Origin of the sequence: Tenacibaculum sp. Cn5-46 (assembly GCF_022347705.1) — a bacterium.
GTDB classification, from domain to species: Bacteria; Bacteroidota; Bacteroidia; order Flavobacteriales; family Flavobacteriaceae; genus Polaribacter; species Polaribacter aiptasiae.
This window is the reverse complement of record NZ_JAKRGD010000001.1, coordinates 81,631-94,550: the sequence shown is the minus strand read 5'-3', so window position 1 is coordinate 94,550 and position 12,920 is coordinate 81,631. Positions and strand designations below refer to the sequence as shown.

Genomic DNA, 12,920 nt, shown 5'->3' with positions numbered 1-12,920 from the left:
TAAAATAATATCAAAACAAGTATAAATACATCAAAAACAAAGAGTTAACAGAAGATAACTTTGTTTACTAATCAAATTATTAATTAGAAACCATGAAACATTTCAACCCCCACTTATGCTTTCATTTACTATTAATTTTAAGCATTTTACCCCTTAAAGAACTACACTCTCAAAACGTAAAAAGTTCTTGCGGTACAGACAAAGCAATGAAAGAATTATTCGAGAAAAACAAAAATGCTAAAAACGAACTAAATTCTTTACGATTGAAAATCTCCCCCGAAAATCAAGCACAAAAAACTAGTTCCCCATCCTATGTTATACCTGTTGTTTTTCATGTTTTTGGTAAAAATTACAATTCAGGAACTGTAGTTACTCAAGAAATTATTGAAGATGCCTTAAAAAAAACGAATGAAGATTTTCAAGGTCTCAATAGTGATTACAATACCATTGACGCTCCTTTTGATGTTATCAAAAAACCCCTAGACATTACTTTTAAACTAGCAAAAATTGACCCTAACGGAAACCCAACTTCTGGTGTTATTTTTTACAATAAAGCTTCCGGTATGGGAAATTATAATTCTCCAGAAGTAAAGAATGTTGCTTGGGACAATTACAAGTACTGTAACATATACATTACTAGAGACCTATATGGTAACGGTGATTTTTACAATTCAGGAGTTGCATGGTACCCTAACAAAACCATGTCTGACCTAAACATTGCAAGAATTGTTTATAACGGAAGTTATTTAGGAAATAACACTAACGAAAACTTTCGATCTGTTCTTACACATGAGTTCGGTCATTATTTAGATTTACCCCATACTTTTTATGGTGCCGTTTGTTCTACTGACCCAAAAGCTGGTGATGGAATTGCTGATACTCCATCTCATAAAAATAACTCATCAGGAACAGGGTGTCAGGTTATTAAAAACTGTTTAAACCAAGAAATTAACAATGAAAATTTTATGGATTATACAGATTGTTATAAAATGTTTACCCAAGGACAAGTAAACAGGATGATTAATGCTTTAGAAAACTCACCTACAAGAAACACCTTGTGGACTGAAAAAAACCTAATAGCAACTGGCGTAAATTCTAACTTAGGACCAAGATTAATAACTTCAACATCTCAAGTTAAAGAAAGATACTTAAACGATGGTGTTTTAGAAACCTCTATTGAAGTTTCTTGTGAAGAATGCACACTCACAAAAAGTTCTGGAACAATGAATCTTTCTACAGATTATACAGTTCAAAATCTTCCAGAAGGAATAACCACCAAAGTTGATATTATTAACAACACAAAAGCTATTATCAATTTTAATGGCATTGCTACAAATCACTCAGCTTCAAACTCAATAAATAATTTAGCATTTAAATTCAATTCTTCAATTATTACAGGTGGAAGCTCAATTTTATACAAGGACTCTATTGAGAACATTTCTGTAAAGTTTAACGACCCCTACACTGAGTTTTGTAATATTAATATTCGATACAGAACTTATACCCATATTACCAATGTTTCTTTTAACGAAAACAGCAATACTACAGGATACGATGGCATAAGCAACTATGCACCAACAGTAAAATTTAAAGTTAAAAAGAACAAAACATACCCACTAAGCATTACAACCAATAAAGGAGCAGGTGGTGCAAATGATAATTTAAGAATTCAAGTTTGGGCAGATTGGAATTCTAATTTTGTGTACGAAGACAACGAACTTATTGTTAGTCATCCCTATAAAAATACTCAAACTGACAATGACGGGAATTACACCTACAACACAAGTGTTCAAATTCCTAACTCAGTTAAAATGGGCAACACTGCCTTTAGAGTATTAGCACACTATGTACAAAGCAACGAAGGCGACTCAGCTTGTTCTACAATAGATAGTGGAGAATCTGAAGATTACGGTCTTTCAATTGTTCCTGAAAACACTCCTTTTGAAGTAGATTTCTTTGGACAACCTACAACTGTTAACCTATCTGAAGAAGCTCAATTTAACGATTTCTCTATAGCTGCTAATGGAGATAGTTTAAAAAGCTGGAAATGGACTTTTGAAGGTGGATCGCCCGCTAATTCTACAGAAAAAAATCCAACAAATATTTTATTCCCTATTGAAGGTACTTATGATGTAACTTTAGAAGTAACTTCTACAAACGGTTTAAAAAAGACCATTAAAAAAAGTGATTACATTACTTCAAGATTAAAATACTGTAAATCACACCCCAACTATGGCACCTACTTTAGTGTAAATAAAGTCAATTTTAACACTATAAACCACGAACCAGGGAAAAGCAACTATTATAATTATTACAACACCATTTCAACTGATTTAGAAACTGGAAAAACCTATCCTATAACTATTAAATCAGAAAAAGGAAATGGAGGTGATTCTGACGTTAATAAAGTAAAAGTTTGGGCCGACTGGAATTATGATGGTCAGTTTACACAAGATGAATTATTAGTTAACAAAGAAGTGAAATCTAATAACTATGATCAAAACGGAGAATATTCATTTACATCAAATATAACCGTTCCTAACAATGCAGCAATAGGCAAAAAAATTGGACTTCGAATTACTGGTCATTTTGTTGATGGTAAAGGAGAAACTTCTTGTGGTGCTTACGATAGTGGAAACACTGTTGACTACAGTATTTTAATAAAAAAAGGAAACGGGAACACCACATCTTCAATAGTTTCAATTTCTGATGACACTAAAGAAGAAGGAGCTGAATTACAACATTTAGTTACCTTAGACAACACAACTGTTGAAGAAACAAAAATAGCTTTATCTATAAATAATGCCACTGCCATTAATGGAATTGATTTCAGCAACCCAACTTTTACAAATGGAGTTACTTACAACCAAGGAGAAGTTACAATTCCTTCTGGAGTAAAAACATTTACAATAAAAGTTCCAACTATCGACGATTCTACAGTTGAACCTAGCGAAAATTACAATATTACCGCCAACTCAATTACAGCTACTGGAACTATAACCGACAATGACTCCTCTTCTTCTAATTATTGTAGCGCTTCAAACCTTAGAAACGATTCTTACATCACAAATGTGACCTTCGGATCAATTAACAACAGTAGTGGATACAACTCATATTCAAATTATTCAAACATTTCAAATACATTCGCTTCTGGTCAAACATTCAATTTAAAAATTACAACCAAAAACGATCATTGGATATACAATGCTATTGGTACTTGGATTGACTGGAATAATGATGGTGAGTTTTCAGATAACGAAAGAGTATACAAAGCATATAAGGCTGGACCATATGCAACAGACATAACAATTCCTGACAACGCTGTAAAAAATACTACTCTTCGAATGAGAATACGATATGCTTACGGTTCTGAAAATAAGATTACTCCATGTGGTGAAGACACTTACTTTGGTGAAGTTGAAGATTATTCTATCAAAATATCAGCACATTGTTATGCAAGTACACTTAGAAATGATTCATTTATAACCAATGTATCATTTGGAGCAATTAACAATTCAACAGGATTTAATTCATATTCAAATTATGAAAATCTATCACATACTATTTCACCTCAAGAGTCTTTTAATTTAAAAATCACAACTAAAAACGATCATTGGACATACAATGCTATTGGTGTTTGGGTTGATTGGAATAATGATGGTAATTTTTCAAATAGTGAAAGAGTATACAAAGCATTTAAAGCAGGACCATATTCAACTAACATATCAGCACCTAACAATGCAGTAAAAAATACCTCACTTAAAATGAGAGTTCGATATGCATATGGAGCTGAATACAAAATAACACCATGTGGCGAAGACACTTATTTTGGTGAAGTTGAAGACTATACAATCTTAGTTGAAAACAATTCTGTTGCACGAACCGATACAACTAATTTAATTGAAAATATAAAGCTTTACCCAAACCCTTCTGATAGTTTTATATTCCTTAAATTCGAAACAAACAAAAATGTACAATACGAATTAACAAGCATACAAGGTAAAATTATTATGAAAGCTGATAAAACCCCTAATCAAAATCAAATTAAAATATCAGTAAAAGATCTTCCTGTAGGCATTTATTTCATAAAAGGCCAACAAGAAAACAAGATATTCCAAAAGAAATTCTTTGTAAAATAAACTTCTCTAAAAGCATTTTAAAAGACTACTTCGGTAGTCTTTTTTTATTAAAAAACAATACTCATTTTCATCTTATGCAATCGGTTTCGTTAATTTTTAAAAAAGCACTTAAAATCTTTCTTACTTTTGTTTTGTAAAATACACCAAATGAACAAAAAAGTAATCTTAATGATACTTGATGGTTGGGGAATTACTCAAGATCCAAAAGTATCAGCTATATATAATGCAAAAACACCATTTATAAATTCATTATACGACAAGTTTCCGCATGCCGAATTACGTACAGACGGGGAACATGTAGGGCTACCAGAAGGTCAAATGGGGAATTCTGAAGTTGGGCACATGAATTTAGGAGCTGGAAGAATTGTTTATCAAAACTTAGCTAAAATAAACAAAGCTGTAAAAGAAAATACTTTAGCTCAAGAAACAGAATTATTAAAAGCATTTGATTACGCTAAAAAAAATCAAAAAAACATTCATTTTTTAGGATTGGTTTCTAATGGAGGTATTCATTCACATATTGATCATCTAAAAGGCCTTCTTGACGCTGCTAATAAACATGAGCTTAAAAATGTATACTTACATGCTTTTACTGATGGTAGAGACTGTGATCCAAAGTCAGGTAAGTATTTCATAAACGACATACAAGAACACATGCAAAAAACTACTGGGGAATTGGCTTCAATTACAGGTAGATACTATGCAATGGACAGAGATAACAGATGGGAAAGAATACACCTAGCCTATGATGCATTAGTTAATGCTAAAGGAACTTTATCTTTTAATGCCACTGAAAGTATACAACAAAGCTATGATAGTGATATTACTGATGAATTTATAAAACCAATTGTAATGGTTGATAACAACAATCAACCAAAAACTACCATCAAAGAAGATGATGTTGTTATTTTCTTTAACTTTAGAACTGATAGAGGTCGTCAATTAACAGAAGCTTTAAACGAAAAAGACTTCTCAGAATTCAACATGAAAAAGTTACCTTTATACTTTGTTACCATGACAAATTATGACGAAACTTTTAAAAACATTAAAGTAATCTATAACAGTAACAACATAGAAAATACGCTTGGAGAAGTTTTAGAGTCTGCTAATAAGAAACAAATTAGAATAGCAGAAACAGAAAAATATCCTCATGTTACATTTTTCTTTTCAGGCGGTAGAGAAGAAGAATTTAAAGGTGAGAAACGTTTATTATGCCCATCTCCAAAAGTTGCCACTTACGATTTAAAACCAGAAATGAGCGCTTATGAAATTAGAGATGCTATTGTTCCTGAGTTAGAAAACGGAGAAGTGGATTTTGTATGTTTAAATTTTGCTAACGGAGATATGGTTGGACATACGGGAGTTTTTGAAGCTGCAGTGAAGGCTTGTGAAACAGTAGACACTTGTGTTAAAGACGTTGTTACATCTGCTTTAAATAATGACTACACCACTATTTTAATTGCCGATCATGGTAACTGTGAAACAATGATAAACCCTGACGGAACTCCTCATACAGCACATACTACTAATCCAGTACCTATGATTTTAATCGACAAAGAATTAAAATCTATAGAAAATGGGGTATTAGGCGACATTGCTCCTACAATATTAAAACTAATGGGAGTAGATCAACCAAAAGAAATGACACAACATTCACTTATTTAAAACAATAATGATGAGAAAAATCGCATATATACTTTTTACAGCTTTTATAGTTTCATGTGCTTCTGCACCTAAACAAAAACAATTAGCTACTAAAGATAAAGATGGAAATTTAGTTGGTATCGCTACTAAAAAAGATTTCCAACAAGAACCATACGGTTCAGAGTGGTTTAATGATTTTTACAGTTATTATGAAACAGATCAAAACACCATTAATAAATTAAAACCATATTTAAAAGATGTAAAAATCAAAGGATTTATGGGAACTTGGTGTGGAGATAGCAAAAGAGAAATTCCTAATTTTTACAAACTATTAGATGAGACTGGATTCAACTATAAAAACCTAGAATTAGTTACCGTTAATCGAAGTAAAAAAGCAAATGGCCTGGAAGAAGGATTCAATATTCTTAGAGTCCCAACTTTTATTTTTTATAAGGACGGAAAAGAGATTGGTAGATTTGTAGAACATGCTATAGATGGCAGTACAATAGAAGACGATATTTTAAAAATCGTTTCTGGGCAACCTTACACACATCCATATCAAAAATAACCGTAAATTTGCGCTTCAATATTTTTAACATGATCAAATCAAAAACTAGAGAAGAAATAGAATTAATGCGCGAAAGTGCATTGGTAGTGTCTAAAACTTTAGGAATGCTTGCTAAAGAAGTAAAACCTGGAGTAACTACTTTATATTTAGATAAACTTGCTGAAGAATTTATTCGTGAGCAAGGTGCTATTCCTGGTTTTTTAGGACTTTACGATTTCCCTAACACACTTTGCATGAGCCCAAACTCACAAGTTGTACATGGGATTCCAAACAAAACTCCTTTACAAGAAGGAGATATTATTTCTATTGATTGTGGCGCTATTAAAAACGACTTTTATGGAGATCACGCTTACACATTTGCTGTAGGTGAAATAGCTCCTGAAACTCAAAAATTATTAGACGTAACAAAAGAAAGCTTATACGTTGGTATTCGTGAATTAAAAGTTGGAAATCGTGTTGGAGATGTAGGCTTTGCTATCCAAAACTACACAGAAAAACACGGATATGGTGTTGTTCGTGAATTAGTTGGTCACGGATTAGGAAAAGTAATGCATGAGGATCCAGAAATGCCTAACTATGGTCGTAGAGGTCGTGGTAAAAAATTCATTGAAGGAATGGTAGTTGCCATAGAACCTATGATAAATATGGGAACTCAAAAAATACTACAACATAAAGATGGATGGACAATTACCACTTTAGATGGCAAGCCTTCTGCTCACTTTGAACATGATGTAGCAATTGTAGATGGTAAACCAGAATTACTCTCAACTTTTAAATACATATACGAAGCTTTAGGTATTGAAAGCAATGAAGAGGATGAGTTTAGACAACAACCTTTAGTTTTATAAAGTGTCCTTATTTAAAGCCATACTAAACACAATACCTAGACCCATTTTAATAAAAGCTAGTTATTGGGCACGCCCAGTAATAGCCTGGTGGTTAAAAGGTGATAAATTTACTGATCCTATAGACGGTAAATCATTTCGCAAGTTTTTACCATATGGATATGGTATACAAAGAGAAAATGCATTATCACCATCAACCCTCTCACTAGAAAGGCATCGTTTGTTATGGCTCTATTTACAAAACGAATCTGATTTTTTTTCTTCAGAAAAGAAATTAAAAGTACTTCATATTGCTCCTGAACAATGCTTTCTCGATATTTTTAGAAAGCAAAAAAACTTAGAATACATCACTTCAGATTTAGAATCGCCAATAGCAGATGTAAAAGCAGATATTTGTGACTTACCTTTTGAAGAAAATTCTTTTGATGTTATTTTCTGTAATCATGTTTTAGAACATATTCCAAACGACACCAAAGCAATGCAGGAGTTATACAGAGTAATGAAAAGTGGTGGTTTCGGGATTTTTCAAATACCACAAGACCTCAATAGAGAAACTACTTTTGAAGACGATTCTATTACCGACCCAAAAGAACGCGCAAAAATATTTGGACAATACGATCATGTACGAGTGTATGGACGCGACTATTTTGACAAACTTCGCTCTATAGGATTTAAAGTCGATGAAATTGATTTCACAAAAAAAATCGCCCCAGAAAAACTAGAACGATTTGCTTTAATGAAAGGTGAAATTTTACCTGTTTGTTTCAAGAGCTAATTAACATACTCTTTTAATTCATTATTTTTATCGTTATACAACAAAACAACTTTTAACTCAGGATGTTTTGTTAAAAATTCTTTGGTTTTTTCTAATCCCATAGCTAAAAAAGCAGTTGCATAAGCATCTACATCAGCACAATCCCCCTTCATTCTTACAGAAACACTTAATAAATTACTTTCTTGAGCCAATCCTGTTTTAGGGTTTACTGTATGTACAATCTTCTCTCCTTTATCGTTAATTTTATACTTCCTGTAATTTCCAGAAGTAGCCATAGACTCATCTATCAAGTTAATTTCTCTTTGAACAGACCTTGTACCATCTACATTTGGTTTTTCTATTCCTACTCTCCAAGGCTTACCTTTCTTACTTCCACGAGCTCTAATTTCTCCTCCAATTTCAACAATGTAATCCTTAATATTTTTTTGTTCTAAAAACCTCCCTATAACATCAACTCCATAACCTTTTGCAAAAGCATTTACGTTCAATTCAATATTAGAATTATCTCTGTAAACCCTTCTTTCTTTTAATGTAACCTTATCAAAACCTACTCCAGACATAAGCTCTTGAACCTCCTCTTCAGATAAGTTTTTCTTTTCTTTTCCAGAACCAAAACCATATGCATTAATTAATCTCCCAATAGTAGGATCAAAATACCCATCAGTTTCATTATAAATCTTTCTAGCCTTTTCAAAAACTTCTACAAAAAAATCATCAACAACTACAGTACTATCGCCTTTATTAATTTTAGAAATATCTGAAGTCGGCATATAAGTAGACAATGACTTGTTTATCAAATTAAACAAACTATCGATTGATTTCTGATGGTTTTCCTTATTTAAATAAGTAATATGATATGTTGTACCGAAAACATTCCCTTGTAACCTTGTTTTATTTAACTTCTGTTCTTGTTTACATGAAACAAGTAAAAACATCACAATACTAGCTATGTAAATTATATTTTTAAACATCTTTCAAATTTAACTGCAAAAATAATTCATTCTTACTTCATAAAAGATTGTTAATTCTCTTTTTTGTATCATCATTTTTTTAAATTTGCTTTATCATTATATGTAACTATACATCTGAAAAATCAGAATAACATGAAGAAAATATTTTTATTTCTTACCGCAACTCTTTTATTAGCATCTTGTGCTTCAACAAAAGAATTAGATGCTTTGAAAACAAAGCACGAAAAAACAAAAGAAGAATTATTAGCTGTAAAAGCTAACTTAACAAAATGTTTAGTTGAAAAAGATGGTTTCCAAGATAAGGTTTCAAATTTAGAAGCTACTGTTAGTGACTTGAAAAAAGACAAGCAAAACACATTACAACAAGTTGAAAACTTAACTGTTTTAACTAAAGGAGCTAATGACAACATCAAAGAAACATTAACTCAATTAAGTAAAAAGGACAAATACATCAATAGAATTAGAGCTGCTGCTTCTAAGAAAGACTCATTAAACTTAGTTGTTGCATTTCACTTAAAGAAAGAATTACAACAAGGTATTGATGATCAAGATATCGAAGTAAATGTTGAAAAAACTGTTGTTTTCATTTCTATTTCTGATAAGTTATTATTCAAAAGCGGAAGCTATACAGTATCAGACAAAGCTTCAAAAGTTTTAGAAAAAGTAGCTACAGTTGTAAACGGACAACCAGAAATGGATGTAATGATTGAAGGACATACAGATAACACACCTGTTGCTTCTGGATCTGCTTTAAAAGATAACTGGGGATTAAGTGTTTTACGTGCAACTTCTATAGTTCGTGAATTACAAGATAAATACAAAGTGGCTCCTAGTAGATTAATTGCTGCTGGTAGAGGTAGTTTTGCTCCATTAGTAGCAAATGACACTCCTGCTAATAAAGCAAAAAACAGAAGAACTAAGATTATTATCTTACCAAGATTGAACCAATTTTTTGAATTGCTAGAACAAAAAGCAGAGTAATTTAAAAGTTCTATTTATATAAAATAAAAAACGTGCAATTTGCACGTTTTTTTTATATCTTAAAATTAAACTAACCTACTATTTGTCAATCAAATAATTAATCGTACATTTGCACACCTTTTTTAAGGATCAAATTATATATTAATAAACAAAAACTAATCGTGTAATTATGAACACATTAAGTTACAAAACAGTATCGGCTAACAAAAACACTGTTAACAAGGAGTGGGTTTTAGTTGATGCGGACGGGCAAACGTTGGGTCGTCTAGCTTCTAAAGTAGCAATGCTAATTAGAGGTAAATACAAGCCAAACTATACTCCTCACGTAGATTGTGGAGATAACGTGGTTATTATCAACGCAGAGAAAATTAACTTAACTGGAAAGAAGTGGACTGATAAGTCTTATATCCGTCACACAGGATATCCAGGAGGTCAAAGATCATTAACTGCTACAGAAATGTTCGAAAAAGATCCTACGAGATTAATCGAGAAAGCAGTAAAAGGAATGTTACCTAAAAACAAATTAGGTAGTGCGTTATTCAGAAATTTATATGTTTACGCAGGTACAGAGCACAAACAAGACGCTCAAAACCCAAAAGCTATTAACCTTAACGATCTTAAATAATGGAAACTGTTCACAAAATAGGTAGAAGAAAAACAGCTGTTGCACGTGTTTACGTTTCTCAAGGAAGTGGAAACATCACTGTTAACAAAAAAGATTTAAATAACTATTTAACAACTCCTACTTTACAATATAAAGTAAAGCAGCCTTTAATGTTAACTGACAACTTAGAGTCTTATGACATTAAAGTAAATGTTTATGGTGGAGGTGTTACTGGTCAAGCAGAAGCTATCCGTTTAGCAATTACTAGAGCATTAGTAGCTATCAACGAAGAGCACAAAGCAATCTTAAAGCCAGAAGGATTATTAACTCGTGATCCAAGAATGGTTGAGCGTAAGAAATTCGGTCAGAAGAAAGCACGTAAGAAATTCCAGTTCTCTAAACGTTAATCGTTTATTAGAGCTGTTATTTATAAAACAATTTATAACAAACAGTTTAGTATCTAAATATTTCAGACTTTATAAACTACTGAAATATTGCGAAAACAGAACGTAAACACATTTATTAAAATGGCAAACATTCAAGAATTATTAGAAAGTGGCGTTCACTTTGGTCACTTAACAAGAAAATGGAACCCAAACATGGCTCCATACATTTATACAGAGCGTAATGGTGTTCACATCATCGATTTGTATAAAACATCAGCTAAAATTGAGGAAGCAGCAAATGCTTTACAAAAAATAGCTAATTCTGGACGTAAAATCTTATTCGTTGCTACTAAGAAGCAAGCTAAAGATATCGTTGCAGATCGTGCAACAAACGTAAACATGCCTTACATTACTGAGCGTTGGCCAGGTGGTATGTTAACTAACTTTGTTACTATCCGTAAAGCTATTAAGAAAATGGCTACTATTGATAGAATGAAGCAAGATGGTTCTTTTGATGCATTATCTAAAAGAGAAAAATTACAAATCAACCGTCAGAGAGCTAAATTAGAAAAGAACTTAGGATCTATTTCTGATATGACTCGTTTACCTGCTGCTTTATTTGTAATTGATGTAAAGAAAGAGCACATTGCAGTTGCTGAAGCACAAAAATTAAACATTCCAATCTTTGCAATGGTTGATACGAACTCTGATCCAAGACCAGTAGATTACGTAATCCCTGCAAATGATGATGCTTCTAAGTCTATTGATAAAGTTTTATCATATGTAACTGATGCTATCGCTGAAGGTTTATCAGAAAGAAAAGCTGATAAAGAAAAAGCAAAAGCTGAAAAAGCCCCAGCTAAAGAAGAAACAACTTCAACTGAGGTTAAAGAAGAAGCAAAATAATTTAAATTTAAAGGTTTCATTACATTGGAACCTTTAAATTTTTACAACTTTGTACAATAAAATATTTACAACTAAAAAATAACAATAGAGATGTCAGTAAAAATTAGCGCTGCAGACGTAAAAAAATTAAGAGAAAGTACCGGAGCTGGTATGATGGATTGTAAAAATGCATTAGTAGAAGCTGGTGGTGATTTCGATAAAGCAATTGAAATTTTACGTAAAAAAGGACAAAAAATCGCTGCTAAAAGAGCAGATAGAGAGTCTACTGAAGGTGTAGCAATTACTAAAATTAGTGATGACAACACTTACGGTGTTGCTATTGTATTAGCATGTGAAACAGATTTCGTTGCTAAAAATGATTCTTTCAAAGATTTAGCTTCTCAATTTGTTGATATTGCTTTTAACACAAAAACTAAAGAAGAATTTTTAGCTGCTGACTTCGGTGGAATTACTGTTGCTGAAAAGTTAATCGAGCAAACTGGAGTTATCGGTGAGAAAATTGATATCACTTCATTCGAAAGAATTGAAGCACCATTCGTAGGAGCTTATACTCACGTTGGTAAGATTGCTGCAATGGTTGGTTTAACTGCACCAGTTGAAAACTCTGCTGTTTTAACTAAAGATTTAGCTATGCAAGCTGCTTCAATGGGAGCTACTTCATTATCTTACAAAGATTTTGATCCTGCATATGTTCAGTCTGAAACTGAAGCAAGAATTGCTGCTATTGTAAAAGATAACGAAGAATTAGGTCGTTTAGGTAAAACTTTAAAGAACGTACCTCAATTCGTATCTAGATTACAATTAACTGATGAAGCTTTAGCTAATGCAGAAGAAGCTGCTAAAGAGCAATTAAAAGCTGAAGGTAAACCAGAGCAAATCTGGGATAAAATCTTACCAGGTAAAATGGAAAGATTTATTTCTGATAACACAACTTTAGATCAAGAGCAATGTTTATTAGATCAAAAGTTTATCAAAGACGAAAAGAAAACTGTTGCTGAATACGTTGCTTCTTTTGGTGATGTAGAAGTTAAAAACTTCGTAAGAGTTACTTTAGGATAATTCTCAACAGAAATTTTATATAAAACCATCCATTTTTTGGAT

The 12,920-nt window shown here is 32.1% G+C and carries 11 protein-coding genes; 10 read left to right on the top strand and 1 reads right to left on the bottom strand.

Going from position 1 to position 12,920, the window contains the following annotated elements:
• The first annotated feature begins 206 nt into the window (after nucleotides 1-206).
• The 5 genes from MHN29_RS00395 to MHN29_RS00375 all read left to right on the top strand — a co-directional run bounded on the left by MHN29_RS00395 (nucleotide 207) and on the right by MHN29_RS00375 (nucleotide 7,971).
• Complete coding sequence (locus tag MHN29_RS00395) at nucleotides 207-4,139, top strand: GEVED domain-containing protein (RefSeq protein WP_235273591.1); 3,933 nt, start codon at nucleotides 207-209, stop codon at nucleotides 4,137-4,139.
• A 147-nt stretch (nucleotides 4,140-4,286) separates the two neighbouring features.
• A complete protein-coding gene (gpmI, locus tag MHN29_RS00390; RefSeq protein ID WP_235273592.1) occupies nucleotides 4,287-5,804 on the top strand; it encodes a 2,3-bisphosphoglycerate-independent phosphoglycerate mutase in 1,518 nt (505 codons plus the stop codon).
• 10 nt (nucleotides 5,805-5,814) lie between these two features.
• The gene (locus tag MHN29_RS00385) at nucleotides 5,815-6,351 is read left to right on the top strand and encodes a thioredoxin family protein (RefSeq protein WP_235273593.1); all 537 of its coding nucleotides are present in this window, start codon (nucleotides 5,815-5,817) and stop codon (nucleotides 6,349-6,351) included.
• A 29-nt stretch (nucleotides 6,352-6,380) separates the two neighbouring features.
• The gene (gene map / locus MHN29_RS00380; RefSeq protein ID WP_150899901.1) at nucleotides 6,381-7,199 is read left to right on the top strand and encodes a type I methionyl aminopeptidase; all 819 of its coding nucleotides are present in this window, start codon (nucleotides 6,381-6,383) and stop codon (nucleotides 7,197-7,199) included.
• Between the two features lies 1 nt (nucleotide 7,200).
• Nucleotides 7,201-7,971, top strand: coding sequence for a class I SAM-dependent methyltransferase (locus MHN29_RS00375; RefSeq protein WP_235273594.1), 771 nt, complete (start codon nucleotides 7,201-7,203; stop codon nucleotides 7,969-7,971).
• Here the strand turns inward: MHN29_RS00375 and MHN29_RS00370 are convergent.
• Nucleotides 7,968-8,942 (bottom strand): FAD:protein FMN transferase, encoded by a 975-nt coding sequence (locus MHN29_RS00370; protein WP_235273595.1) that lies wholly within the window; start codon nucleotides 8,940-8,942, stop codon nucleotides 7,968-7,970. The two genes, MHN29_RS00375 and MHN29_RS00370, sit on opposite strands and share 4 nt — an antisense overlap.
• A 132-nt stretch (nucleotides 8,943-9,074) precedes the next feature.
• Between MHN29_RS00370 and MHN29_RS00365 the strand changes: the two genes are divergently transcribed.
• The 5 genes from MHN29_RS00365 to tsf all read left to right on the top strand — a co-directional run bounded on the left by MHN29_RS00365 (nucleotide 9,075) and on the right by tsf (nucleotide 12,878).
• Entirely contained in the window at nucleotides 9,075-9,923 is an 849-nt protein-coding gene (locus MHN29_RS00365) for a flagellar motor protein MotB (RefSeq protein ID WP_150899899.1), read from the top strand.
• A 169-nt stretch (nucleotides 9,924-10,092) separates the two neighbouring features.
• On the top strand, nucleotides 10,093-10,548 hold the full coding sequence (rplM, locus tag MHN29_RS00360) for a 50S ribosomal protein L13 (protein WP_150899898.1): 456 nt from the start codon (nucleotides 10,093-10,095) through the stop codon (nucleotides 10,546-10,548).
• Nucleotides 10,548-10,934, top strand: coding sequence for a 30S ribosomal protein S9 (gene rpsI / locus MHN29_RS00355; protein WP_150899897.1), 387 nt, complete (start codon nucleotides 10,548-10,550; stop codon nucleotides 10,932-10,934). Before rplM ends, rpsI begins: the two co-directional genes overlap by 1 nt.
• Nucleotides 10,935-11,054: 120 nt before the next feature.
• On the top strand, nucleotides 11,055-11,819 hold the full coding sequence (rpsB, locus tag MHN29_RS00350) for a 30S ribosomal protein S2 (protein WP_150899896.1): 765 nt from the start codon (nucleotides 11,055-11,057) through the stop codon (nucleotides 11,817-11,819).
• Between the two features lie 90 nt (nucleotides 11,820-11,909).
• The gene (gene tsf / locus MHN29_RS00345) at nucleotides 11,910-12,878 is read left to right on the top strand and encodes a translation elongation factor Ts (RefSeq protein WP_150899895.1); all 969 of its coding nucleotides are present in this window, start codon (nucleotides 11,910-11,912) and stop codon (nucleotides 12,876-12,878) included.
• Nucleotides 12,879-12,920: the final 42 nt, after the last annotated feature.

Excerpts from the sequence above, each read along its gene's own strand:
- MHN29_RS00395 (WP_235273591.1), top strand. The coding sequence starts at position 207 with ATGAAAGAATTATTCGAGAAAAACAAAAATGCTAAAAACGAACTAAAT.
- gpmI (WP_235273592.1), top strand. The coding sequence starts at position 4,287 with ATGAACAAAAAAGTAATCTTAATGATACTTGATGGTTGGGGAATTACT.
- MHN29_RS00385 (WP_235273593.1), top strand. The coding sequence starts at position 5,815 with ATGAGAAAAATCGCATATATACTTTTTACAGCTTTTATAGTTTCATGT.
- map (WP_150899901.1), top strand. The coding sequence starts at position 6,381 with ATGATCAAATCAAAAACTAGAGAAGAAATAGAATTAATGCGCGAAAGT.
- MHN29_RS00370 (WP_235273595.1), bottom strand. The coding sequence starts at position 8,942 with ATGTTTAAAAATATAATTTACATAGCTAGTATTGTGATGTTTTTACTT.
- MHN29_RS00365 (WP_150899899.1), top strand. The coding sequence starts at position 9,075 with ATGAAGAAAATATTTTTATTTCTTACCGCAACTCTTTTATTAGCATCT.
- rplM (WP_150899898.1), top strand. The coding sequence starts at position 10,093 with ATGAACACATTAAGTTACAAAACAGTATCGGCTAACAAAAACACTGTT.
- rpsI (WP_150899897.1), top strand. The coding sequence starts at position 10,548 with ATGGAAACTGTTCACAAAATAGGTAGAAGAAAAACAGCTGTTGCACGT.
- rpsB (WP_150899896.1), top strand. The coding sequence starts at position 11,055 with ATGGCAAACATTCAAGAATTATTAGAAAGTGGCGTTCACTTTGGTCAC.
- tsf (WP_150899895.1), top strand. The coding sequence starts at position 11,910 with ATGTCAGTAAAAATTAGCGCTGCAGACGTAAAAAAATTAAGAGAAAGT.